Here is a 24,602-nt window from a genome sequence, read left to right on the forward strand (position 1 = left end):
CGGGCCTTTCCGTCATCACTTTTGGGGGCCGACCGGGCATTTGGTCTCGATTGTGCCCAAGTCTTGTTCCGTGATATCTCCAATTCATTCGGTGAATCCCTTCTGGAGCCCGTCAGAGGCTCTGATGCGCCGAACCGGGGTTAGATGGGTCACATTGGGACAGGTGCAGCCGAGCGCCCGCGGGGTGGTGCTCGATGGGTGGGCAAGGCGACATTTTCTGTCGCCTCGTTTGCGTTGGCGTCTGCCCTTGCCGCCTGGATCACAGAGATTAACCCCTTGGATTTGCTGCGCGGTTCGGCCTTGGCGAACACGTCGGCGGCGATTTCCTTCAACGATCGGTTCGGGACGCGCTCAACGCTCGATTCGGCCTTCATCTACTACCCCTCGCGCCCGGTTCTTCGCGGCAGCCGTACCGATTTCAACGCCGAATTCGCCCATATCCAGGGTTCGCTGACCGAGCAGCTCCGCGACACCGCGGCTGACGGACCTGCGCAATCCAGCCAGCCCAGCCCGCCGTCCTCCACGGTCACGACGATTCCGCTGCCGCGGTCGCGCCCGGTCGAGGCCAACCTGCAGGTCAATGATCCGCCCCCGACGCCGGTCGCCCAGGCGGAGGATCGCTCGCTATGGCAGAAGATCACCGACTGGGTGCCGGGACGGCTGCAGCTGGCCTCCCTGGAGCCGAATGGCGGAATCCTGCCGGGTACCGGTCCGAGCCTGACGACGCTCGGCTATGACAGCACCACCGCCGTCTACGACATCACGGCGCGCACCGTTTACATGCCTGACGGCACCAAGCTCGAGGCGCATTCGGGCCTGGGCAGCCTGATGGATGACCCCTCCCGCGTGAATGCCCGCAACGTCGGCGCAACGCCGCCCGGCATGTACGAGATGAAGCCGCGCGAGAAGCTGTTCCATGGCGTGCCGGCGCTGCGCATGATCCCGGTCGACGGCACGGATACGTTCGGGCGCTCCGGCCTGCTGGCCCACAGCTACATGCTCGGCCCGAACGGCGATTCCAACGGCTGCGTGTCGATCAAGAACTACGACCATTTCCTGAAGGCTTACCGCAACGGCGAAATCAAGCGTATCGTCGTCGTGGTCCGGCTCAACGACCGCCCACCGCAGGCGGCAGCCACGCGCTCGGCGTCACAGTCGTAGCAGCGGCCGCGGGTTCGTTTCACCTCTCCGGCTTGCGGGAGAGGTCGGCGCGCCGCGCCGGGTCAGGGCTCTCTCCACTCAAAGAGTGTCAATCGCGGAGACACCCCAGCTCTCCCCGCAGCGGGAGAGGGAGCACAGCATCCGCCGCGGATGCAAATTCGAACCTAACCCCCGATCTCCTTGCGCACCAGCGCGGCGGCGTCGCACATCGCCTTCAGCTTTCCGAACGCGACATGGCGCGGCATGTATTTCATGCCGCAATCGGGCGCGACCACCAGCCGTTCGGCCGGCACCAGCTTCAGGCCGTTGCGGATGCGGCCCGCGACCGTGTCCACGCTCTCGATCTCGGGATTGCCGAGGTCGAGCACGCCAAGCATGATCTTTTTCGACGACAGCTCCTTGAGCACGCCGAGATCGAGCTTCGGCTGCGCCGCCTCGATCGAGATCTGGTCGGCCGTGGTGTCATTGAGTTCGCCGAGGAAGGAATAGCCGGCCGGCTTGGTCGAGCCCGGCACGACCGCGGCGTAACCGAAGCAGAGATGCACGACGGTCGGCACCGTGAGCCCCTCAAGGGCGCGGTTGATCGCCTTCACGGCGTAGCGTTTTGCGAGGTCCGGATTGTTGCGCACCCAGGGCTCGTCGAGCTGGATCACGTCGGCGCCGGCCTTCTGCAGCTCGAGCGCCTCGGCGTTGACGGCCTCGGCGAAGGCCATCGCGAGCTCCTCGTCGTCCTTGTAGAACTCGTTCTTGGCCTGCTGGCTCATGGTGAACGGGCCAGGCAGGGTGATCTTGGCGGCGCGGTCGGTGTTCTCTCGCAGGAACTGCATGTCGTGCAGCTCAACCGCGCGCGTGCGCTTCACCGGGCCGACCACGCGCGGCACCGGCGTCGGCGTGCTGCCGGTGCGGGCGGTGATGATCGCGGGATTTTCGTCATCGATGCCTTCGAGCGCGGTGGCGAAGCGGTTGGAATAGCTTTCGCGGCGGATCTCGCCGTCCGTCACGATGTCGATGCCGGCGCGCTCCATGTCTCTGATGGCGACGATGGTCGCATCGTCCTGCGCTTCTTCCAGGTGCTCGGCCGGCAACCGCCACATCGCATGCAGGCGGGTGCGAGGCACGACCTTCGACAGCATGGCGCGATCGACCAGCCATTCCGGCTGCGGGTAGCTGCCGACTACGGTGGTCGGCAAGAGATGCGTCGGAAGGTTCATGACATTCTCCTTGTTGTTTGTTGTTATTGGTCGAAGGGATCAGGCCGCACGCGTCGCCGCGGCGGCTTGTTCGTCCTTCACGGGATTGCGCAGCACGCCGATGCCGGAAATCTCGACCTCGACCACGTCGCCGTCCTTCATCCATAGTGGTGGGTTGCGATAGGCGCCGACGCCACCGGTGGTGCCGGTGACGATGACGTCGCCGGGCGCAAGCTCGGTGAAGGTGGAACAGTAGGCGATCAGGGCAGGGACGTCGAACACGAGGTCCGAGATCGGCGCGGCCTGCACCTCGACGCCGTTGAGGCGGGTGGCGATGCTCTGCTTGCTGATGTCGGGAATTTCATCCGTCGTCACCATCCACGGGCCGAAGGCGCCGGTGCCGACGAAATTCTTGCCGGGCGCGAATTGCGAGGTGTGGCGCTGCCAGTCGCGGATGCTGCCGTCATTGTAGCAGGCATAGCCCGCGACATGCCCAAGCGCGGCCTCGCGCGAAATCCGACGGCCAGGCTTGCCGATGATGACGGCCATCTCGCCCTCATAGTCGAAGCGCTCGGACTCCAGCGGTCGGATCATCGGCTGGCCCGCGCCGACCTGGCTGTTGGCGAAACGGGTGAAGATCATCGGATGCGGCGGCGTCGGGTGGCCGCTCTCGGCAAGATGCGTGGCGTAGTTGACGCCGATGCAGAGGATCTTGTCGGGATCTGGCACAGTCGGCAGCAACTCGACATCCTTGAGCGCGTAGTCCGCGCGGTCGCCCTGCAGCTTCTTCAATTCGTCAAGCGAGCCCTTCGCAAGCAGCGCCTTGAGTGTCGGAAAATCCCTCAGCCGCTTGCCGGCGTCGATCACGCCGGCGTCGGTGACGATGCCGTAGCTCGCGACATTGGCCGCCTTGAAACTTGCGATCTTCATGGTCTGACACTTTCTTCGATGGAGGAAACATAGGCGTCGATTGGCAGCTCGATCTCGCCTGCGCGGATAGGGACGCAGTCGGGCGGAAAATCCTGACGGAAGCGGGCGCCTAGCGCCTTGGCGCGATCGAGAAAATCCTCGAGATGGTCCATCGCGCCGGTCGGCAGGTCGTGCACCACCATCAACGTCCAGGGCTGCGAACGGCATTGATCGAGCGCGCGATCGACCCAGCCGTCAGGATCGTCCCAGTCGCGCGGGATCGCGTTCCAGAGCACGCAGCTATGCTTGTTGCGGGTGAGGTAATCGACGACGGACGGCTTGAGCAGCCGGTCGTCGAGATTGCCGCCGCCGCCGAACGGCCGGAACCAGCGCTGCGGATGGGCGAGGGAGCCGATCGCAGCCTGCGTGCGCCCGATCTCGTTCTCGGCCGTATTCGCATCCACCTGCTGGCCGAGCGGAATGCTGTGGCTGAAGGTGTGATTGCCGATCCAGTGGCCGTCCTCATGGGCGCGGACTGCGAGCGCGCGCCGTGCGGGATCAGAAAGCTTCTCGCCGATCACGAAGAACGTCGTCTTGATGTCGCGTTCGCGCAAGGTGTCGAGTACGCGCGGCGTGACCTCCGGCTCCGGGCCATTGTCGAAACTCATCGTCAGGTCAAACACGCATGCATTCCTTTACGTCGCCGGCTGCACGGCGCCGGACCCGATCTCGTCGGCGGCGCTCTGGCCGGCGCGAGTGCCGGTCTGCCAGATCGCGGCCTTGCGCTCGATCCACTTGATCAAGGCGTTGAAGGCCATCGCCATGAACAGCACCAGCAGCACGCCGGCGAACACATGCGGGCTGTCGAGTATGGTACGGTAGCGCGAGATCAGATAGCCGATGCCGGCGGACGAGATCAGCATCTCCGACACCACCACGCCGACGATGACGAGCGCACCGCCGACGCGCAGGCCCGACAGCACGGTCGGGATCGCAGCCGGGATGATGACACGGACGAGGCGCTGGCTCAGTGTCGCGCCCATGCTGCGCGCGGCAAGGATGAGCTGCGGGTCGATGGTCTGGATTCCCGCCGCGGTCGCGAGCATCGTCGGCAGGAAGCCGTAGATCGAGGCAAAGGCGATCTTGGATTCGGTGCCGATGCCGAGCCAGACCGTGAACACGGGATAGAGGATCACGAGCGGCACTGCGTAAAGGCTCGAGACCATCGGCATGATCAGCACGCGGGGCCGCGGCAGGCTGCCGACGATGGCGCCGAGCAGGATGCCGCCGCCGCAGGCGAACGCCATCGAGATCGCGACCTCATAGAGCGTCACCGCCAGCGCGTGGCCGTATTCCGGCGCCTCGTTCCATCCGGCCCTGAGCGTCGACGACAGCGACGGCAGGAACAGTTCCGGAATGAGGCCGGTGCGCGGCAGGATCTCCCACAGCGCGATCAGGCCGATCACGATCAGATGCCGCAGCCTTTTCGCGCTCATTCTTAAGCCTCACGCCGATTTGCGAATGTGCCGCCAGATGCGGTCGCGCAGCGTGCCGAAGGCATCTCCGCTCAGCATCTCATAGGTGCGCGGCCGCGGCAGCGGCACCTGCAGATGGTCGACGATGCGGCCGGGCCGCGCCGACATCACGATCACCTCGTCGGCGAGGTAGACGGCCTCGGTCAGGCTGTGGGTGACGAACACCACCGTCTTACCGGTCGCGGACCAGATGCGCAGCAATTCGTCGCCCATGGTCATGCGGGTCTGCTCGTCGAGCGCGGCAAACGGCTCGTCCATCAACAGCACTGGCGGATCCTGCACCAGACCGCGCGCGATCGAGACGCGTTGCTTCATGCCGCCCGACAACTCATGCGGATGACGCTTGCCGAAACCGTCGAGCCCGACCAGCTTCAGCGCCTCCTGCGCCTTGGCGCGACGTTCGCTCTTGGCGACGCCGCGCAGCGCCAGCGGAAACTCGACATTCTCCTCCGCGGTAAGCCAGGGAAAGAGGCTGGCTTCCTGGAACACCACGCCGACGCGGTCCGGGTCGGGTTTGGGGATCGGCGCGCCGTTGATGGTGATGGTGCCCGTGGTCTGCTGGCGCAGGCCGGCCATCATCATCAGAAGCGTCGACTTGCCGCAGCCGCTCGGGCCGACCAGCACGACGAAGCGGCCCGGCTTGATCTCGAGCGAGACGTTTTCGAGCGCGACGACGTCCTGCGTCGAGGTCTTGAACACCTGCCCGACATTCCTGACCTCGATCGCGCCGGCGCGCGGCGGAGGCTTTAGCGGTGTTACGTTCGCCAATGGCTGCATCGCGTTTCCACCCATCTGATCAGTTCGTTGAAGGTCATCGCGATCGCCGCGACCATGACCACGCCTGCCAGCAATTGCTTCATCTGGAAATTCTCGCCCCAGGTCGCGATCTGGTGGCCGATACCGTCGCGCGAGGCGTACATCTCGGCGAGGATCACGCCGGTAAGGTTGAAGATCATGGAGATCCGCAGCGCTTCCAAGAGCACCGGCAGCATGCTCGGCAGATAGACGCGGAACGCGGTCTGCGCGGGCGTAGCGCCGTAGGAGCGGGCGACCGTCAAATGCTCCACCTTCACCGACTCCACCGCCGTCGTGGTCGACATGATCACGATGAAGATGGTCGAGAAGAAGCCGAACCCGACCTTTTGCGAGAAGCCGACGCCGAATACCAGGATGAACATCGGCAGGAAGATCGATTTCGGGATGCTGAAGGCGAAGAACAACAGCGGCTTCGCCACTTCGGCAAAGTAGCGGTTCTCCGCGATCAGGAAGCCGATCAGCGCGCCGCAGGGGACCGCGAGCGCGAAAGCGGCCAGCACCTCGGTCGCCGTCACCATCAGATCCTTGCGCACGGCGGCGCGCTGCAGGAGATCGCCGAGCGTCACCAGCGTATCGGAGGCCGACGGCAGCAGCCGCGGATTGACGATGCCGGTGCGCGACAGCAATTCCCACAGCGCAAAGATCGCGATCACGATCGCGATCCGCGCCAGCTTTATGGTCAAGTTACCCTGCATCTCGATCTCGCTTCAGCTCTCCCGCTTGCTTGCGGGGAGAGGGAGAATACGCATCTCCCGTTTGGCAACCTCGCCGCCAAGCGGCCTTTGAAGTCACCTCGCCCGCTTGCGGGAGAGGCGTAGGCCGCCTTTGGCGGCCGTTCTTAAGGAGAACGCCGAAGCGAAGCTTCGGCTATGGCGTAGCGCCGGGTGCGGGCTCTCTCCCCACGGGGAATCCCATTGCGGAGACACCCTCACCCCAACCCTCTCCCGCAAGCGGGAGAGGGGGCGCAGCGTTCATCGCGGATACAGTCCACTCGAGTTTCGACATCAGAACTTCGTCGGAACCGGCTTGAACTTGGTGGAGATGATCTCGTCCACCGGCACGATGTCCTTGAGCCCCCCGAGCTTGGCGAGATCGAGCGAAAGCTGCACGGCGGCGGGCACGTTCGCGGCGCTCATATTGCCATCGGTCTCCAGCTTCATAATCGTGTTCTCATATTCCAGCGCGGCGATCTCGGCCGGCATCTCGTAGAGCTCCGAAATCAGCTTCACCGTCGTGTCGCGGTTGGCGCGCATGAATTGCAGCGCGCCGTAGAGCGCGTTGACGGCCTTCTGCACCACCTCGGGCTTGGCGTCGGCATATTTGTCGAGCACGATCCAGCCGGCGCTCAGGTTCGGCGGCACCTCCTTGGCATAGTCGAGGATGGTGCGTGCCTCGCCCGACTTCGCAATCTGGAAGCTGAGCGGCGAATAGACCACGGCGGCATCGACATTGCCCGCGAGCAGGTTCGGCACCAGCCCGCCACCGCCGACCGGCACGCGGGTGAATTCGAGCTTCTTGTCCTGAGCGGTCCACAGCGCGAGCAGGTCGGAGCCGGAGCCGGCCGAGGTGATCGCGACCTTCTTGCCGTTCAGATCCTTCACCTCAAGCGTCGACTTGACCGGCACCATCAGTTGCCAGCCGAAGCTGCCCATCGCGGCGTTGGCGACGAGCTTCGACATCACGCCCTTCTTGCGCCCGGCCGACACCAGGGACGGCGGATCGAGGATGATGTCGGCGGCACCTGCTGCCATCGCCTCGAAGGTCTCGGCGCCGCCGCGGTAAATGGTCAGTTCGGCGTTGATGCCTTCCTTTTCGAACAGCTTCTGCCGCACGGCGGTCTCCGCGATCGTCGTCGGCCAGTAGGTCTTGGTCGGCAGTCCGACGCGAATTGTCTCGGCCGCGGATGCGGCGACAGGCGCGGCGAGCATGGTGACGGCGATGAGCGACGCCAGGGCATGGCGGCGGGAAATGGACATCGTTTGGTTTCCTCCAGGATGCTTGTTGCTTTCCGGGAACTGTTCCCGGCCGTCAGTTCGTGCCGCTCACCTCCGCGATCCGGGGCGCAGCGAGTTCGACGAATTCCATGGTGATCGTGAAGTGCTTGGACAATGCGATCACGGCGCCATCCGCGTCGCGCCGGCGCACGGCTTCGACGATCGCGGCGTGCTCGGCCTCGACATCGCGCTGCTTGCCGACCTCGCGCCGGATCGACAGCCGGCGGTAGCGCTCGCTCTGTTCGTGGAGCTCGTCACGAAAGCCGAGCAGCCATCGCGAGCCGCAGGCGTTGACGAGCGCGCGATGAAAGACGCGGTGGCGCACCACCCATTCCTCATAATGCACGCCCGGCTGGTCGGGATAGCGGTAGGGCACCGCCTTGAGCGCCTCCCAGGCGGCCTCGACGGCGGCAAGCCAGGCGGCATCGCCGCGCTCGATCGACCGCCGCAGCGCCAATCCCTCGATGTCGATCCGCGTCTGCGTGACGTCGGCGAGATCGGCGAGCGAGACCGGGCTGACGCGGAAGCCACGCTGGTCGGAGGCCTGCACCAGTCCATCCGCCACCAGCCGTGATAGCGCCTCGCGCACCGCGGCAAGGCTGACGGAAAACTGTTTTGCCAAGCCAGCGATGTGGAGCTTCTGGCCGGGCAATAGCCGGGTCGAAAGGATGTCTGTACGCAGCCGTTCCTGCACCGCAGATGTGAGGCTGCGTGGCCGCTCACCGCCCGATCCCTCACCAAAACTCAACCCGATGTCGTTCATGGCGGCGGAGATTGGCGAGCCCAACCACGGTCGTCAATCGAAAATCGATTTTTTCTGCCGGTGGGTTCCGTGATGCGACGACGTGCCTCGCGGCATCGGATGCGATTGCCTCTGGTATCGCGGATGCCATTTCGCAGTCGCAAAAAGTCGCACGACCCCAGCTAGGCTGCGTAGATCGAGCGCTGCTTGTTCTCCAGCAGGGCGGGGATCTGTTCGGCGGGGACCGGCCGGCCAATGAAATAGCCCTGGGCCTCGTCGCAATTGGTCTGGCGCAGATATTCGAGCTGGTCAGCGGTCTCCACTCCTTCCGCGACCACGCCGATCCGTAGATCCTGTGCGAGACCGATCACGGATTTGACGATCGCGGCGCAGTCGGGCTGCACCAGCATGTCGCGGATGAAGGATTGGTCGATCTTGATGCGGCTGAATGGCAGTTTGCGCAAATAGGTGAGGGACGAGAAGCCGGTGCCGAAATCGTCGAGCGCAACCGTCACCCCGAGATCCAGCAGCGAATTCAGGATCGACAATGCCGATCCGTATTTTGCAATCAGCATCGATTCCGTGATCTCGATCTCGAGCCGCTCGGGACGAACGCCACCTTGCGTAAGCGCCTGCACGATGGTCTGCAGGATGCCCACATTGTTGAACTGCACGGCCGAGAAATTCACGGCCACGCGGATGTCATCGGGCCATTCCGCGAGCGCCAGGCAGGCGCGGCGCACCACCCATTCGCCGATCTGGTGGATCAGCCCGGTCTCCTCGGCGATCGGGATGAAGTCACCAGGCGAAACCAGCCCGCGCTCGGGATGCCGCCAGCGCAGCAGCGCTTCGAAGGCGGTGATGCGGTTCTCGCGGATCTCGATGAACGGCTGATAGACCAGGAACAATTCGTTGCGTTCGATTGCTCCTTCCAGATCCCGCTGCAGTGCCATGCGATCGCGCGCCGATCTGTCGTCGCCCGGCTCGAAGAAGCAGATCGTACCGGGTCCATCCTTCTTGGCGCGATACAGCGCGATGTCGACATGTTTCATGAGGTCATGGGGCGTGTTGCCGTCGCGCGGCGCCAGCACGATGCCGACGCTGGTCGCCCCGAGCGCTTCGCGTCCGTCGATCAGAAACGGATCGGCGAAGGAGGCAACGAAGCATTCGGCGATCTCGAAGGCTTCTTTCGGTCTGGTCAGATTGGCCATGATGAGCGCGAACTCGTCGCCACCGATGCGCGCGACATGTTCGGTCGCGCGGGTGCAGCGCTGCAGTCGCGCAGCCGCCTGGATCAGGAATTCGTCGCCGGCGGGATGGCCGAACTTGTCGTTCACTTCCTTGAAGCGGTCGAGATCGAGCAGCAGAACGGCAAACTCCTCGCCGGTGCGTGCCAGCCGGCCAAGCGCGGCTTCCAGGGTTTCGTTGAAGGCAATGCGATTGGGCAGCCCGGTCAGCGGATCGCGCCGCACGGTCCGCTCCGCCTCGAGCTGGGTGATGATGCGTCGTGCGAATTCGAAGGAGTTCACGAACACGGCGCGGAGCAGCACGAAGCCATAGATCGCGAGCAGGACTGCAACCAGCAGGTAGGCAAAATCGCCGATGCTGAACAGGCAGATCGTGGAGCCGAGAAATATCGGCGCGGTGAAGGCGATAGTGGCGATCGGGATGGTGGCGAAGGCGAGCGCGCCGCCGGCAAGCATTCCGGCGCAAAGACAGGTAATCACGAGCTGGCCGCCACTGGAGGCATTGGCAAAGAACGCCACCGGAATGACCGCCCAGGCGGATCCCAGCACGAGCGCATTCAGCACCAATCGATGCATGGTGCGGCGAGAGACGAATTGCGGCTTTGCGATTCGTCGCGATGCGCGTGACTGCCACGCAAGCCATGTCGCGCCGCCCGCCACGGCCGCGGTCCAGATGATCGCGCGAAGCCAGTCCGGCGAATGCCAGAGCGCGATCGCAAGGATGGTCGCATTGCAGACATTGGCCAGCATGAAGCCGACCGCATGGCCGAGCACGAGCGACACCTGCTCGGAGCGGATGTAGCCGGCCACCGTCTCGTCCGTTACCGGTCCGCCGAACGCGGCCAGATCGCCGGCGAACAGCTTTGAGAAATATGAGCTCAGATAGGTCCGCATCCCTCGCCCTGCAGGCTTGGCCCCAAGGCGGGCTCCGATTGCGGAACCTCGCCGCAAAGCTTTGACAAACTATGAATTATCGAGCGGGCCGACACCGCAACAACACGTTGTGATGCCTCCGCAGGCGTGGACCGCTAACAAATCGATACAAATGCGCCCGCTGGCGATCGTGGTGACCACGGGCCGAGCCAATTCAGCGCGGCGGTCAGGCCCCTCAGGCGAAGGCGCATGGCCATAAGTCTTTTCAAATTGTAGCTTTGTCTGTACGACCAAGGAAAATACTTCGGGGGAAACAAATTGAACAATAACAACGACAGCTTGGAATTCGACTATGTCATCGTGGGCGCCGGCTCCGCCGGTTGCGTGCTCGCCAACCGCTTGAGCGCCGATGGCAAGAGCTCGGTGCTGCTGCTCGAGGCCGGGCCAAAGGACACCAACATCTGGATCCATGTGCCGCTCGGCTACGGCAAGTTGTTCAAGGAAAAGACCGTCAATTGGATGTACCAGACCGAGCCCGAGCCGGAACTGCATGGGCGCCAGGTCTTTCAGCCGCGCGGAAAGGTGCTGGGCGGTTCGAGCTCGATCAACGGTCTGCTCTATGTGCGCGGCCAGCACGAGGATTACGATCGCTGGCGCCAGCGCGGCAATGCCGGATGGGGCTATGACGACGTGCTGCCCTATTTCAAGCGGGCGGAAGACCAGCAGCGCGGCGCGAACGATTATCATGGCGCGGGCGGCCCGCTGCCGGTGTCGGACTGGCGGCATCACGATCCGCTGTCGGAAGCGTTCGTGAAGGCGGCGGCCGAAGTCGGCATTCCCACCAATCCCGATTTCAATGGCGCGACGCAGGAAGGCGCCGGCTTCTTCCAGACCACGACGCGGCGCGGCCGCCGCGCCAGCAGTGCATTCTCTTATCTGCGCCCGGCGATGAAGCGCGGCAATCTGCATGTCGAGACCTCGGCGCTGGCGCAGCGCATCGTCTTCGAAGGCCGCCGCGCCCGCGCGGTCGAATTCAAGCAGGAGGGGCGTGTCCGCACTGCGCGGGCGCGGCGCGAGATCCTGGTCTCCAGCGGTGCCTACAACTCGCCGCAACTGCTGCAGCTGTCCGGCGTCGGGCCGGCCGAGCTGTTGAAGAAGCACGGCATCGAGGTCGTGCTCGACCAGGCTGGCGTCGGCAATGATCTGCAGGATCATCTGCAGGTGCGGCTGATCACGCGCTGCCTGAAGCGGGTCACGCTCAACGACGTCGTCAACCATCCGCTGCGGCGCATCTGGGCCGGCGCGCATTATGCGGCCTTGCGGCGCGGGCCGCTGACGATCGCCGCCGGCACCTCGGGCGCGTTCTTCAAGACCGACCCGCGCTTGGCGACGCCGGACATCCAGATCCACTTCATCCCGTTCTCGACCGACAAGATGGGCGAGAACCTGCACACGTTTTCGGGCTTCACCGCTTCCGTCTGCCAGCTCCGCCCCGAAAGCCGCGGCTCGCTTCGTATCAGGAGCGCGGATCCCTCGGTGCCGCCGGAAATCCGCATCAACTATCTTTCGACCGAAACCGATCGCCGCGCCTTCGTCGACGGCATCCGCATCCTACGCAAGATTCTCGCCGCACCGGCGCTGAAGGCCTATTGCGCGGCCGAGATCGAACCCGGGCCGAAGGTGGTCAGCGACGAGGATCTGCTCGACTTCTGCCGCCGCACCGGCTCAACCGTCTATCATCCGACCTCGACCTGCCGCATGGGCAATGACGCGCTGGCCGTCGTCGACCAGCGGCTCAGGGTGCGCGGCATCGATGGCTTGCGCGTGGTCGATGCCTCGATCATGCCGGACCTGATGTCGGGCAACACCAACGCGCCGACGATCATGATCGCGGAGAAGGCGTCGGATATGATCCTGGAGGATGCGCGGTAATTTGTGCGCTGACGCGCCTGCAAACTCCGCTGTCATCATCCGCGAAAGCGGATGATCCAGTACGCGCAGGCCGTTGTTGCTACGCGCGGTAGTGGTTACTGGATGCCCCGCCTTCGCGGGGCATGACGATCGAAGGACTCAACCCCGATACGCCCGCACCCGCTGCACCATCTGCTCGACATGGGCGATCGGCGTTTCCGGCTGGATGCCGTGGCCGAGATTGAAGATCAGCCGGCCCTTGCCGTAGTTCTCAAGGACATCATCGATCGCCCGGTCGAGCGCGGCGCCGCCGGTGATCAGTGCGAGCGGATCGAGATTGCCCTGCACCGCGACGCGGCTCTGCACGCGTTCGCGGATCATCGCAGGCTCCGCCGTCCAGTCGATGCTGACGGCGCTGACGCCCGTTGCTTCCACATAGGCCGGCAGCATGCCGGCAGCACCGCGGGGGAAGCCGATGATCTTGGCGTCCGGCACCTCTCTGCGCACCCCCTCGACAATGCGGCGCGCAGGCTCGATCGACCAGCGCTCGAATTCGCGCGGCGGCAATACGCCGGCCCAGGTGTCGAACAGCTGCAGGCAATCGGCGCCAGCTTTTAATTGGCCGACGAGGTAGTGGATCGAATTCTCCACCAGCGCGTCGATGATGGCCGCGAATGACTCGGGGTGCCGATAGGCCATCATCCGCGCCGGCGCCTGGTCGGGTGTGCCTTGTCCTGCGACCATGTAGGTTGCGACCGTCCATGGCGCGCCGCAGAAGCCGATCAGCGCGATCCTGTCGTCGAGCTCGCGCCGCACGCGGCGCAGCGCCTCATAGACCGGCTCGAGTTTGGCGAAGTCCGCATGCGCGGCGAGCGTCTTCACTTTTTCCGGCGTATCGAGCGGATCGAGCCGTGGCCCTTCGCCGGCCTCGAACCGCACCGAGCGTCCCAGCGCATAGGGAATGACGAGGATGTCGGAGAAGATGATGGCCGCATCGAAGTTGAAGCGGCGGATCGGCTGCAGCGTGACTTCGGCGGCATATTCCGGCGTGAAGCACAGATCGAGGAAGCTGCCGGCCTTGGCCCGCAATTCGCGATATTCAGGCAGATAGCGGCCGGCCTGCCGCATCATCCAGATCGGCGGGGTCGGCTGGCGCTCGCCGGCAAGCACATCAATAAGCGGTTTGGATGAATGCTGGGACAAGAAAGGTTCCTACCGGGCTCGGCTGACATTTTGACGCTTCTGATACACGGCGCGCCGCTTCCGGCCAAGGCAGATCTGGAACCGCCGCAGAGCGCGGCGCGTTGATCTGGCGCAAATGGAGGGAGCCTATGGCTGAGAAATTCAATCCGGCACCGCATGACAAGCATGCAGATGATCCGCATGAAGCGCTCGCCGCCGATCGCGAGACGCACGAGAAACTCGAAGCCGGCCTGGAGCACACCTTCCCGGCCTCCGATCCGGTCAGCGCGGCGCAGCCGTCGCCGAGCAAGGACAAGGGCCAGCACGATGACCCATCGCTCTGGGAAAAAGTGAAGGCAATGTTCCGCTGACGGTCGGAACCCCGGCGACCTCAATAATGCGGCGGCCGCTCGTTGATCGGGACGGCCGCATTGCTTTCGGCGTCCTGCAACCGCTCGCGCAATTCCTCAACCTGCCGCGTCAGCGCATCGATCTGCTTCCATTGCGCCGTGATGGTCTCGTTCAGCGTCTCGATCGTATCGTCCTGATAGGCAATCCGCGTCTCCAGCGTGTCGATGCGCTCGGCGAGCGTCTTGATATCAATCATGGGCGGTCTCTTTTCCGCGGCCGAGCGCGATCCGTTCGTCGAACACGAAACATTCGCCGCGCCAACGGCTCTCCTGCTCCGGCGTCTCCTCCAGATATTTGAGGATACCACCCTTGAGGTGATAGACCTCATCGAAGCCGCGCGCGAGCAAGAAGCTGCTCGCCTTCTCGCAGCGGATGCCGCCGGTGCAGAACATCGCGATCTTCCTGTGCCTGGTCCGATCGAGCTTCTGCGCGGCAAACTCCTTGAACTGTCCGAAACTCCTGATGCCGGGATCGAGCGCGCCCTCGAACGTGCCCATGGCGACTTCGAACGCGTTGCGGGTGTCGATCACGAGCGTATCAGGGTCGGCGATCAGCGCATTCCATTCGGCCGGGTCGACATAGATCCCGACCTGCCGCGTCGGATCGACGGAGGCGTCGCCGAGCGTGACGATTTCCTTCTTCAGCCGCACTTTCAGCCGCTGGAACGGCATCGCGGCAGCTTCGGAGAACTTCAGCTCCAGCCTGTCGAGCCGGCCGCCGAACAGTGCGCCGTGCTGCAGTTCCGCAACGAAGGTGTCAATCACCTCGGTGCGTCCGGCGATCGTGCCGTTGATGCCCTCGCTGGCCAGCAGGATGCTGCCCTTCAATCCAAGACCCGCGCAGATTGCGCGCAGGGGATCGCGCAGCTCCCGGTAATCGGGCAGGCTGGCGAACTGGTAGAAGGCGGCGACTTTCAGCGGCATGCCGCCGGTTTATCAGGCAGCCGGGCCAGCGAAAACCCTTCGCAGATTCCCGGCGCAACGCAGCTCTGGCATGCCAACCATTGCCGAGAGCGGCATGAATATGTCATGTAGCTCCCGCCCCGCCGGGAACTCCATGCAGCAGAACAATCAAGCGAGCTACTTTTAATGAGAAACTTTCATTTCGCCGGTCGCTCCACGGTCCACTCTCTCAATGGAATGGTAGCGACGTCGCACCCGGAGGCCGCGCTGGCGGCAATCGACGTGATGCGCGAGGGCGGTACGGCGGCGGATGCGGCGATCGCGGCCTCCGCGCTGCTCGCGGTGATCGAGCCGCAATCCACCGGCATCGGTGGCGACTGCTTTGCGCTGGTGCAGCCGCGGGGCGACGGCAAGATCATCGCGTACAATGGATCCGGCCGCGCCCCGATGGCGGCGAACGCGGAATGGTATCTCGAGCGCAAGATCCATTCGGTCCCGCTCACCTCGGCGCATGCGGTGAGCATTCCCGGCGCCGTCGACGCCTGGCAGACGATCCTGGGCGATCACGGCAAGTTCGGCCTCGACAAATTACTGCAGCCGGCGATCAAGGCCGCAGAAGAGGGCTATGTCGTCGCGCCCCGCATCGCCTTCGACTGGAAGAACCAGTTCGAGAAACTGAAGAACGGCACCAACACCCAGCGCTATCTGCTGCCACACGGCAAGCCCGCGGTCGCCGGCGACGTGATCCGCCAGCCCGAGCTCGGCAAGACGCTGCGCGCGATCGCGAAGGATGGTCCGAAGGCGTTCTACACCGGCGAGATCGCCGAGGACATGGTCGAGACGCTGCGCGGCATCGGCGGCCTGCACACCCTGGAAGATTTCGCCAACCATTCGACCGAGGTCACGGCGCCGATCGGCACCATCTATAAGGGCTACGATGTCTGGCAGTGTCCGCCGAACGGCCCGGGCATCACGATGCTGGTGATGCTCAACATCCTCTCCCGCTTCGATCTGACGAAATTCCCCGCGCTCAGCGTCGAGCGCTTCCATCTCGAGGCGGAGGCCGCGCGCATCGCCTACATGATGCGCGAGCAGCATATCGGCGATCCCCGGCACGTGCATGTCGACGTCGCCGGCATCCTGGCAAAGGAATTCGCCGACGAATACATCAAGAACATCCGGATGGACCGGCTGCTCGACCTGCCGAATGTCGCGCCGCCGATGAATCCGTCGACGGTCTATATCACCGTCGTCGACAAGGACCGCAACGTCTGCTCCTTCATCAACTCGATCGCGCATTCCTTCGGCTCGGCGATCGTCTCAAACAAGACCGGCATCCTCTTGCAGAACCGCGCCGGCGGTTTTCGCATCCAGCCCGGCCATCCCAACTGCATCGCGCCGGGCAAGCGTCCCCTGCATACGATCATCCCGAGCCTTGCGAGCAGGAACGGCCGCGCGATCATGCCGTTCGGCGTGATGGGCGGGCAGTACCAGCCGGTCGGTCAGACCCATGTGCTGACCAACATCCTCGACTATGGCTGCGACGTGCAGGAAGCGATCGATATGCCGCGCGGCCTGCACTATGAGGGCGTCTATCAGCTCGAGGACAGCGTACCGGCCGCGATCGTCGAGGATCTGAAGAAGATCGGGCACAAGACCACCAGCGTGGTGGCTCCGCTCGGTGGCGGGCAGGCGATCTGGATCGATTGGGACAAGGGCACGCTGACCGGCGGTTCCGATCCGCGCAAGGACGGCTGCGCGCTCGGCTATTGAGCGCGACTTCACTGAGACTTGGAACCAGCGCTGCTTCACAGCGCCGTGCTTCGTCATCCGGAACAACGCCGCACCGCCTTTGTTAGGGCGGTGAGGCGCAGGCGTGCGCCGCAATTCCTTTCGCAGCGGAGCCCGTCATGGATGACAAGACAAATCCGCGATCACTTTCTGCCTTCAATCGGCGTTCGTTCCTGGCGGGAGCCGCCGGTGGCGCGATGTTCCCGCTGGCGGCGCGCGCGGCCGGATCCGCGACGTCCACGATCCCTTCGACACAGGATCCCACGCTTCCCGTTCCCGTGACGCTGCGCGTCAACGGCCATGATAATTCCCTCAACATCGATGCGCGCACCACGGTGCTCGACGCGCTGCGCGAGCATATCGGGCTCACCGGCAGCAAGAAGGGCTGCGATCACGGCCAGTGCGGCGCCTGCACGGTGCTGATCGAGGGCCGTCGCGTGCTGTCCTGCCTGACGCTGGCGCTGTCGGCGCAGGATCACGAGATCACCACCATCGAAGGCCTTTCCAACGGCGAGCGGCTGCATCCGATGCAGCAGGCTTTCATCGACCACGACGCTTTCCAGTGCGGCTATTGCACGCCCGGCCAGATCATGTCGGCGATCGCCTGCGTCAAGGAAGGTCACGCCAACAGCGATGAGGACATTCGCGAATATATGAGCGGCAACATCTGCCGCTGCGCGGCGTATCCGAACATCGTGGCCGCCGTGAAGCAGGCGGCGCCCGAAATCCTCTCCGGCTAACAGAGGCGCTCATCATGCGATCCTTTGCCTATCAAAGAGCCGCCGATCCCTCCGCGGCAATCCAGGCGCTGGCGGCGGCAGACGCCGGCAACAATCCACTGACCGAAGCCGAAATCCAGCCGCTCGCCGGCGGCACCACGCTGCTCGACCTGATGAAGCTCGACGTGATGCGCCCACGCGCAATCGTCGACATCAATCCGCTGTCGCCGGCCTGGGCCACCGTCAGCCTCGAGAACGGCAATCTGCGTCTCGGCGCGATGGTGCGGATGGCCGATGTCGCGGCCAACCCCGAGATTCAGCAGAACTATCCCGTTGTCGCGGACTCGCTGAAGCTCGCCGCGAGTGCGCAGCTTCGCAACATGGCGACCCTCGGCGGCAACGTGCTGCAGCGGACCCGCTGCACCTATTTCCGTGACGTCAGCTATGAGGCCTGCAACAAGCGCAATCCGGGCTCCGGTTGCGCTGCGATGGACGGCTTCAACCGCACCCATGCGGTGCTCGGTACATCCGATAAGTGCATCGCGACCTATCCCGGCGATTTCGCGCAAGCCTTGATCGCGCTCGATGCGAGCGTGGACATCACCGGCAAGTCGGGCACGCGGACCATTCCGTTTGCGCAACTGCACAAGGCGCCGGGCGACACGCCGCAGCTCGAGACCATGCTCATGCCGGGCGAACTGATCTCCGGTTTCACCATCCGTGGCCGCTGGCCGCGCTCGGCCTATCTCAAGGTGCGCGATCGCCGATCCTACGAGTTCGCCTTGGCGTCGGCTGCGATCGCGCTCGATGTGCAGGATGGTACGGTGCGCGATGCGCGTATCGCGCTTGGCGGCGTTGCAACGCAGCCATGGCGGGCGCGCGGCGCCGAAGCACAGCTCAAGGGCCAGAAGTTCGACGATGCGCTGGCCGAGCGAGCGGCCGAGACCGCTTTCGAAGGTGCGTCCGCACGCCGCCACAATGAGTTCAAGATCGCGCTCGGCAAGCGCGTCGTCGCTCGCGCGCTGCATCAGGCCGTGACCATGGAGATCTGACCATGACGAAAGCCGCTCCCGCTCCCAAGGCGAATATGGGCCAGCCGATCCCGCGCTATGACGCCGTCGCCAAGGTGACGGGGAGGGCGCAATATGCGTCCGACATGCCGCTGCGCGATCCTGCCTACGCCTTTCTCGTCACCAGCGCGATCGCAAAGGGTCGTGTCGACAGCTTTGATCTGTCGGAAGCGCAGAAGGTGCGCGGCGTCGTCGACATCGTGACGCACGAGAATGCGGAGCGGCTCGAGCCTGCAAAGTTCTTCAGTAATGGCGGCTATGCGTCCACGACCAATCAGCCGCTGCGATCCTCCGAGATCGCCGAGGAGGGGCAGATCATCGCGGTCGTGCTCGCCGATACCTATGAGGCGGCGCGCGAAGCCGCGCATCGTGTCAAGGTGAGCTATACGGCGGCAACGCCCACCACGAGCTTTCATTCGGCCGGCACGGTCGCGGCCCGCGCCAAGGGCCAGCTTGCGATGTTCGAGGACGACCCGAAGGTCGGCCATTTCGACAAGGCGTTCGAGGAGGCGGAGGTGAAGGTCTCTGCCGAATATGAAACGCCACCGCAGCACCACAACCCAATGGAGCTGTTTGCCACCAGCGTCGCGTGGAATGGCGACAGTCTGACCATCTACGAACCGAGCCAGTTCGTCTACGGATTGAAGAACGGCGTTGCCACGCAGCTCGGGATCGATCCTGATCAGGTGCACGTGGTCAATCCTTATGTCGGCGGCGCCTTTGGCTCCAAGGGCTCGATGACGCCGCGCACCGCGATCATGGCGAGCATTTCCCGCCGCCTGCGCCGGCCCGTGAAGCTCGTCGCCACCCGCGACCAGGGCTTCAACGTGGCGACCTATCGCGCCGAGACGCGCCATCGCATCGAGCTCGGCGCACGGCGTGACGGCAAGCTGACCGCCCTGCGGCACGAGGGCTGGGAAATCTCTTCCCGCGCCGACGCCTATTGCGTCGGCGGCACCAAGACCACGACGCGGCTCTATGATTGCCCGAATGTCGACAGCCTGGTCTGGATCGTGCGTGCGGACCGCAACACCCCCGGCTTCATGCGCTCGCCGCCGGAAGTGCCGTATCTGTTCGCGCTGGAGAGCGCGATGGATGAGCTGGCCTATCGCTTGAAGATGGATCCGATCGAGCTGCGGCGCATCAATGACACGATGCGGGAGCCGATCGGCGGCAAGCCGTATACATCGCGCTCGTTGATGGCGTGCTTCGATGAAGGCGCCAAGGCGTTCGGCTGGGCACAGCGCAACCGTCAGCCGAAAGCGATGTCTGATGGCGATTGGTTGATCGGCTATGGCTGCGCCACCACCTGCTATCCGACCCAGGTGGCGCCGGCCGCGGCCCGCGTGCGGCTGCGGCGCGATGGCCGCGTGCGTGTCGAGATCGCCGGTCACGAGATCGGCACTGGCGCTTACACCGTCATCGCGCAGGCGGCTGCTGCGAGACTCGACGTTCCCGTCGAGAAAGTCACCGTCCTGATCGGCGATAGCGACCTGCCGCCGGCGCCGGTAGCGGGCGGCTCGAATTCGACCGCGAGTACATGCTCCGCCGTGATGATGGTGTGCGACCAGATCAAACAGCGGCTGTTCAAGGCGCTAATGCCGAACGAAAGCCTTTCGGACAAGGCCAAGGAGACCGTTGGCGTCGGCCAGACGCCATCGAGCAGGGCGGCCCGCAGCGACCAGCCGCTCGACCGCGAAAAGGCATTCGATGCGCTCGGCCTCAGTGTGATCGAGGAGTATGGCGAGTGGAAGCCCGAGGGCGCGCCGATGGATTCCTTCCGCGCCATGCATAGCGGTCAGGTGCGCATGGTCGGTGGGCCGGAGTTCGGCGACAAGATCGCCTATGCGTTCGGCGCCGATTTCGTCGAGGTGCGCGTCAACCGCTTCACGCATGAGATCCGCGTGCCGCGCGTGCTCGGCGCTTTCGCCGCCGGCCACATCATGAACCCGCGCACCGCGCGCAGCCAGTTGATGGGTGGCCTGATCTGGGGCGTGGCCTCGGCGCTGCATGAGGCGACGGAGCTTGACGAGCGCTATGCGCGTTACGTCAACGACAACCTTGCCGATTATCTCGTCCCGGTGAACGCGGATATTCCTGAGGTCGAGGTGATCCTGCTGTCGGAGGAGGACGCGCAAGTCAATCCGGCCGGCATCAAGGGGCTCGGCGAACTCGGCAATGTCGGCACCAATGCCGCCGTCTGCAACGCGATTTTCCACGCGACGGGCCAGCGCATCCGAACTTTGCCGGTGCGGCTCGAGAAGATCGAGGTATAGCGCGTCGAAAAGGGCTAGGGAAATCGCCCGCCTTGCGTTAGAGACGTCCTCGTCCTAAGCAAACAAGGTAGTTGCGATGCGCTCCACCCGACGCACCATCGTCAAGACCATCGCTGCCGTCGCGGCTGCGATCTCCGTTCCCGCCATGCCGAGGATGGCATCGGCCCAACCAGCAGGAAAAACCGTGACGACACCTTCAGGATTGCAAATCATCGACAGCCAGGTCGGCACCGGTGCCTCGCCGAAGCCCGGCCAGATCTGTGTCATGCATTACACCGGGTGGCTCTACGAGAACGGCCAGAAGGGCAAGAAGTTCGACTCGTCGGTGGATCGCAACGAGCCCTTCGAGTTTCCGATCGGCCAGCGCAAGGTGATCACCGGCTGGGATGAGGGCGTCGCCACGATGAAGGTCGGCGGCAAGCGTACTCTCATCATTCCGCCCAATCTCGGCTATGGCGCGCGCGGCGCCGGCGGCGTGATCCCGCCGAATGCGACGCTGATCTTCGACGTCGAATTGCTGGCCGTGAAGTGACTGGTTTGCAGCGCCGGTTTTCGGTAGCATCCGCGACAGCAACATTTCCGGGAAGCCAGCAATGACCGGCACGCACGATCACTCCCATTCGCATGACCATGACGAACGCTGGAAGCATGATGGCGTTCGCGTCATTCCCGGCAACCAGCTCGATCCGAACGTGCCGTCGACGGCAGGCATGGACCGCAAGGCCGCGATCAATTTTGCGCGCGTCGGCGCACAGAAGCTGTGGGCGGGTACTGTAACCATCAAGCCCGACGCCAAGACCGGCGCGCACCATCACGGCCATCTCGAAAGCATCATCTATGTCGTGAAAGGCAAGGCGCGGATGCGCTGGGGCGAGCATCTGCAATTCACCGCCGAAGCCGGCCCCGGCGATTTCATCTTCGTGCCGCCTTATGTGCCGCATCAGGAGATCAACGCCAGCCCGGACGAAGTGCTCGAATGCGTGCTGGTCCGCAGCGACGGCGAAGCGGTCGCGATCAATCTCGACATCGAGCCGGTGGAGAAGCCGGAGACGGTGCTGTGGGTCGATCCCGTGCACCGGCATCCGGACGAGAAGAAATGATGGTGCGGTTGACCGCGCTATAATTGCCGCGAGCGATATTGCTCGTACTCCAGCCGGCACGCCTTGCTGAAGTCATGCAGGAGGTCGACGGCATGGTCTTTGACCATGCTTCGCATCTCGACAAAGCTCTTGTCGGGCTCGGTATAGGTATCGAGGATTTTTTGCGCGACCTGTTCGGCCTTCTCGACGATCCTGGTGGATGACATCACCCGCATCCGCGAGATCTTGGCATAAAGCCCGACCAGGCCCGAAACGTCAGGGTTCTCGTGCTGGAGCGCATCGATGTAGCATTTCGATGCTATCTCGATGAAGTCGCGATAGATGTCCTGCCGGCGCAGGTTTTCGCTGGCAGACCATTGCGTCTGCGCCATGGCGCGCTGGGTGAACCAGGCCGTCGTCGCCGAGGTCAGGCCGCCGATGGCGGCGCCGGCCAATGCCGCAAAACCCGAGATCAGCGACGCGTCGACCATTTGACGATCAAGGCTGGACGATGTGGTTCGAAATGTGTGCTGCCGGGCGCCGCTGGCTCAGGAGGTCCAGGAGGCGCTGATCGTCCGCGCCTCGGGTCGGCCTGCCTCAAACCCGGTCTTCCAATGCAGGCACTTGGTGGTTCGCCCGATCCCGGGATTGAACGCATTGCAGGGGTCGAGCGCCTTGTAGTGTTCCACCAGCGCAGGCTTGGCGTGATAGAGATGGCCGACATTGTGCTCGGCCGGATATTCGGCACCGCGCTGGTCGAGCAACTTCCACATCTGCTCCTCGATCGCCTGACAATCATGGCCTTTCGCCACGATGTAGTCCTGGTGGAAGACGTGGCAGAAGAAGTGGCCGTAATACAGCTTGTGCAGAAGCTTTGCGTCGATCTCCGGAGGCAGGCTTTCGCGCCACTGCTCGTCGTTGCGGCGGAGCGCGACATCGAGGGCGACGATGTCCTCGACCTCGCGGCCGTGGACGGCGCGATAACGCACCGCGGCGCCTGCAGCGGCGAAGCGGTGGAGCATCGCCTTGGCGCCCTCGTCCTTGGTGCAGGTGAAGAAATCGCCGTTTTTCGAGGGAAAGATCGACTGCAAATATTGAGACGCTTCGTCGATGCCATCATCACCCATTTGCAGGATCAGGTGATGCTCGAAGCGGTCGCGGTACTCCATCATCCGCTTCGGCAAGTGACGGGGAAACAGCGAGCTTGCGAATTGCATGACGCGGTCGCTGAGGTGGCCCGGCAGGAAGGACAGGCGTTCGCAGATCCCGTCAAAGCGTCCCTTGATCGCGAACAGCATCGGCAGCCAGGCGGTGCCGAGATAGTTGATGGCGAGAAAAGTATCCTTGCCGTACTTCTCAGCAATGTCGAAGGCTGTGCGGTGCAGATATTCGCCGGAAATCGGCAGCGAATTGAACTTGGCCAGGATATGCCGGCGGATCGTCTCGAGTTCGGCGGGATCGTTGGAGCCGATATAGAAGGCGCCGGTTCGCTCGGTCTTGGCGAAGGTGTCGAGCCGAACCGCCATCAGCATGACCTTGCCGGCGCTGCCTGATGCCTCGAACAGACGGTGCGGATCGGCATTGAAGCGGGCCGCCGTCGGCGCGTCGATGTCGCGGACGTGGGTCGCATAGTCGTGGTCGGACGCCAGCCGGTTCGGATCGTTCGCGACGTCGGCTTGCGTGAAGGCTCCGTTCTCCAGCCGTTCCAGCATCGCTTCGGGATCATTGCCGAGATTGATGCCGAGGTGGTTCACGAGATGAACGTCACCGGATTCGTCCAACCGGGCGAACAAGGCGAGCTGCGTGAACGCGGGGCCGCGGTGGATCAGCGCGCCGCCCGAATTGTTGCAGATGCCGCCGAACACGGAGGCGCCGATGCAGGACGAGCCGATCACGGAGTGAGGGTCCCGCCCCAGCGGCCGCAGCCGGTCCTCGAGCTGATAGAGCGTCGCACCGGGCAGGCACACCACCTGCTTGCCTTCGTTGATGAGGTGGATGCCTGTTATCCGCATGGTGTTGATCAACACGATGCCGCGGTCATAGTCGTTGCCGTCAGGCGTCGACCCGCCGGTGAGGCCGGTATTGGCGGCCTGCATGATCACGATCTTGTTGGCGGCGACGCAGACCTTCAGCACCCGCCACAGCTCGACGAGGGTGCCGGGGCGGACCACCGCGACAACAGGACCATGTCCGAAACGAAAGCCGGTGCAAAATCTCCGGGTCTGCTCCATGCCGGTCAGGACATGGGATCTTCCGACAATGTTAGAAAGCTGCTTGAGAAGAGCGGCGTCATCCCCGACGCTCTTGTCGGCATCATTGGTCGAGTTGGGCGGCAGTCGAACAGCAGACTCCATGGCAAGACTCCGTTCATGCAACGCCCTCCGCACGTCTATTCGTAAAACTCCCCTCGGAAATGTCAAAAAGCCAGGGGCCGGTTTCTGCCAGCCTGACGCAAGCGCGATGCAAGATCACCGTGCGAACAGACAAGCCGTAGCGGCGGTGCACACGAATGGGCGCGCATCGCCGTTCAGCACGTCGCTGCCGTCGCCGCCCTTAAGATAGTCATTGCCGTTGCCGCCCAGTAGGGCGTCCTTTCCCTTGCCTCCCCACACATGATCGTTGCCGTCGCCGACCGTGATCTTGTCCGCGTCATCGCGGCCGCTGATTGTGTCGTTGCCCGTCGTGGCCGCGAGGCAGTCCTTCCTGCTGGCGAGGAGCGCAGCGACGAAGCGATCTATGCTTCCGCACGCGGAGAGATGGATTGCTTCGCTCGCAATGACGGTGATGCGCAAGG

Annotated in this window: 24 protein-coding genes; 9 read left to right on the forward strand and 15 right to left on the reverse strand. The window is 64.0% G+C overall.

Translation table 11 applies throughout. From position 1 onward, the window contains the following. The first annotated feature begins 276 nt into the window (after positions 1-276). Positions 277-1,161, forward strand: a complete 885-nt coding sequence (locus I6F35_RS21480) for a DUF2778 domain-containing protein (protein ID WP_225119661.1) — start codon at positions 277-279, stop codon at positions 1,159-1,161. A 164-nt stretch (positions 1,162-1,325) separates the two neighbouring features. Here I6F35_RS21480 and I6F35_RS21485 read toward each other — a convergent pair whose 3' ends face one another. From I6F35_RS21485 to I6F35_RS21525, 9 genes are all read right to left on the reverse strand, one after another. Further along, entirely contained in the window at positions 1,326-2,372 is a 1,047-nt protein-coding gene (locus tag I6F35_RS21485) for a 5-methyltetrahydropteroyltriglutamate--homocysteine methyltransferase (protein WP_225119662.1), read from the reverse strand. Positions 2,373-2,411: 39 nt separating this feature from the next. After that, positions 2,412-3,281, reverse strand: a complete 870-nt coding sequence (locus tag I6F35_RS21490) for a fumarylacetoacetate hydrolase family protein (RefSeq protein WP_225119663.1) — start codon at positions 3,279-3,281, stop codon at positions 2,412-2,414. Beyond that, positions 3,278-3,943, reverse strand: a complete 666-nt coding sequence (locus I6F35_RS21495) for a polysaccharide deacetylase family protein (protein WP_225119664.1) — start codon at positions 3,941-3,943, stop codon at positions 3,278-3,280. Before I6F35_RS21495 ends, I6F35_RS21490 begins: the two co-directional genes overlap by 4 nt. Positions 3,944-3,955: 12 nt before the next feature. Then, positions 3,956-4,756, reverse strand: a complete 801-nt coding sequence (locus I6F35_RS21500; protein ID WP_225119665.1) for an ABC transporter permease — start codon at positions 4,754-4,756, stop codon at positions 3,956-3,958. A gap of 9 nt (positions 4,757-4,765) precedes the next feature. After that, the gene (locus I6F35_RS21505; RefSeq protein ID WP_225119666.1) at positions 4,766-5,572 is read right to left on the reverse strand and encodes an ABC transporter ATP-binding protein; all 807 of its coding nucleotides are present in this window, start codon (positions 5,570-5,572) and stop codon (positions 4,766-4,768) included. Further along, positions 5,551-6,306, reverse strand: a complete 756-nt coding sequence (locus I6F35_RS21510) for an ABC transporter permease (RefSeq protein ID WP_225119667.1) — start codon at positions 6,304-6,306, stop codon at positions 5,551-5,553. The genes I6F35_RS21505 and I6F35_RS21510 overlap by 22 nt, the downstream gene beginning before the upstream one ends. Positions 6,307-6,615: 309 nt before the next feature. Next, positions 6,616-7,587, reverse strand: coding sequence for an ABC transporter substrate-binding protein (locus tag I6F35_RS21515; protein WP_225119668.1), 972 nt, complete (start codon positions 7,585-7,587; stop codon positions 6,616-6,618). 52 nt (positions 7,588-7,639) lie between these two features. Further along, positions 7,640-8,392 (reverse strand): GntR family transcriptional regulator, encoded by a 753-nt coding sequence (locus I6F35_RS21520; protein WP_225119669.1) that lies wholly within the window; start codon positions 8,390-8,392, stop codon positions 7,640-7,642. A gap of 137 nt (positions 8,393-8,529) precedes the next feature. After that, complete coding sequence (locus I6F35_RS21525; protein WP_225119670.1) at positions 8,530-10,488, reverse strand: EAL domain-containing protein; 1,959 nt, start codon at positions 10,486-10,488, stop codon at positions 8,530-8,532. Between the two features lie 297 nt (positions 10,489-10,785). On the opposite strand from I6F35_RS21525, the gene I6F35_RS21530 reads away from it, so the two are divergent. After that, a complete protein-coding gene (locus I6F35_RS21530; RefSeq protein WP_225119671.1) occupies positions 10,786-12,399 on the forward strand; it encodes a choline dehydrogenase in 1,614 nt (537 codons plus the stop codon). A gap of 138 nt (positions 12,400-12,537) precedes the next feature. Here the strand turns inward: I6F35_RS21530 and hemE are convergent, their stop codons facing one another. Beyond that, positions 12,538-13,581: a uroporphyrinogen decarboxylase gene (hemE, locus tag I6F35_RS21535; RefSeq protein WP_225119672.1), complete on the reverse strand. Its 1,044-nt coding sequence runs from the start codon at positions 13,579-13,581 to the stop codon at positions 12,538-12,540. Positions 13,582-13,709: 128 nt separating this feature from the next. Between hemE and I6F35_RS21540 the strand changes: the two genes are divergently transcribed. Continuing rightward, positions 13,710-13,931: a hypothetical protein gene (locus I6F35_RS21540; protein WP_225119673.1), complete on the forward strand. Its 222-nt coding sequence runs from the start codon at positions 13,710-13,712 to the stop codon at positions 13,929-13,931. A gap of 20 nt (positions 13,932-13,951) precedes the next feature. Here the strand turns inward: I6F35_RS21540 and I6F35_RS21545 are convergent, their stop codons facing one another. Both I6F35_RS21545 and I6F35_RS21550 read right to left on the reverse strand, forming a co-directional pair. Further along, the gene (locus I6F35_RS21545; protein WP_225119674.1) at positions 13,952-14,167 is read right to left on the reverse strand and encodes a SlyX family protein; all 216 of its coding nucleotides are present in this window, start codon (positions 14,165-14,167) and stop codon (positions 13,952-13,954) included. Then, entirely contained in the window at positions 14,160-14,894 is a 735-nt protein-coding gene (locus I6F35_RS21550; protein WP_225119675.1) for a rhodanese-related sulfurtransferase, read from the reverse strand. The genes I6F35_RS21545 and I6F35_RS21550 overlap by 8 nt, the downstream gene beginning before the upstream one ends. Positions 14,895-15,059: 165 nt before the next feature. Between I6F35_RS21550 and ggt the strand changes: the two genes are divergently transcribed. The 6 genes from ggt (at position 15,060) to I6F35_RS21580 (ending at position 21,829) form a co-directional block, all read left to right on the forward strand. Continuing rightward, positions 15,060-16,646 (forward strand): gamma-glutamyltransferase, encoded by a 1,587-nt coding sequence (ggt, locus tag I6F35_RS21555; protein ID WP_225119676.1) that lies wholly within the window; start codon positions 15,060-15,062, stop codon positions 16,644-16,646. Positions 16,647-16,783: 137 nt separating this feature from the next. Further along, positions 16,784-17,404 carry a (2Fe-2S)-binding protein gene (locus I6F35_RS21560; RefSeq protein WP_225119677.1) on the forward strand — a complete coding sequence of 207 codons (621 nt, stop codon included), beginning with the start codon at positions 16,784-16,786 and terminating at the stop codon, positions 17,402-17,404. Positions 17,405-17,418: 14 nt separating this feature from the next. Continuing rightward, positions 17,419-18,435, forward strand: a complete 1,017-nt coding sequence (locus I6F35_RS21565) for a xanthine dehydrogenase family protein subunit M (protein ID WP_225119678.1) — start codon at positions 17,419-17,421, stop codon at positions 18,433-18,435. 2 nt (positions 18,436-18,437) lie between these two features. Continuing rightward, positions 18,438-20,729, forward strand: coding sequence for a xanthine dehydrogenase family protein molybdopterin-binding subunit (locus I6F35_RS21570; protein WP_225119679.1), 2,292 nt, complete (start codon positions 18,438-18,440; stop codon positions 20,727-20,729). A 145-nt stretch (positions 20,730-20,874) separates the two neighbouring features. Beyond that, positions 20,875-21,261 carry an FKBP-type peptidyl-prolyl cis-trans isomerase gene (locus I6F35_RS21575; protein ID WP_225119708.1) on the forward strand — a complete coding sequence of 129 codons (387 nt, stop codon included), beginning with the start codon at positions 20,875-20,877 and terminating at the stop codon, positions 21,259-21,261. Between the two features lie 61 nt (positions 21,262-21,322). Then, positions 21,323-21,829 (forward strand): cupin domain-containing protein, encoded by a 507-nt coding sequence (locus I6F35_RS21580; protein WP_225119680.1) that lies wholly within the window; start codon positions 21,323-21,325, stop codon positions 21,827-21,829. Between the two features lie 17 nt (positions 21,830-21,846). On the opposite strand, the gene I6F35_RS21585 is transcribed toward I6F35_RS21580, so the two are convergent. From I6F35_RS21585 to I6F35_RS21595, 3 genes are all read right to left on the reverse strand, one after another. Further along, the gene (locus tag I6F35_RS21585) at positions 21,847-22,299 is read right to left on the reverse strand and encodes a hypothetical protein (RefSeq protein WP_225119681.1); all 453 of its coding nucleotides are present in this window, start codon (positions 22,297-22,299) and stop codon (positions 21,847-21,849) included. A gap of 57 nt (positions 22,300-22,356) precedes the next feature. Next, complete coding sequence (dld, locus tag I6F35_RS21590; protein WP_225119682.1) at positions 22,357-24,162, reverse strand: D-lactate dehydrogenase; 1,806 nt, start codon at positions 24,160-24,162, stop codon at positions 22,357-22,359. Between the two features lie 114 nt (positions 24,163-24,276). Next, entirely contained in the window at positions 24,277-24,600 is a 324-nt protein-coding gene (locus I6F35_RS21595) for a hypothetical protein (protein ID WP_225119683.1), read from the reverse strand. Positions 24,601-24,602 lie beyond the last annotated feature (2 nt).

Source organism: Bradyrhizobium sp. BRP22 (genome assembly GCF_020194175.1).
In the GTDB taxonomy this organism is placed as follows: domain Bacteria; phylum Pseudomonadota; class Alphaproteobacteria; order Rhizobiales; family Xanthobacteraceae; genus Bradyrhizobium.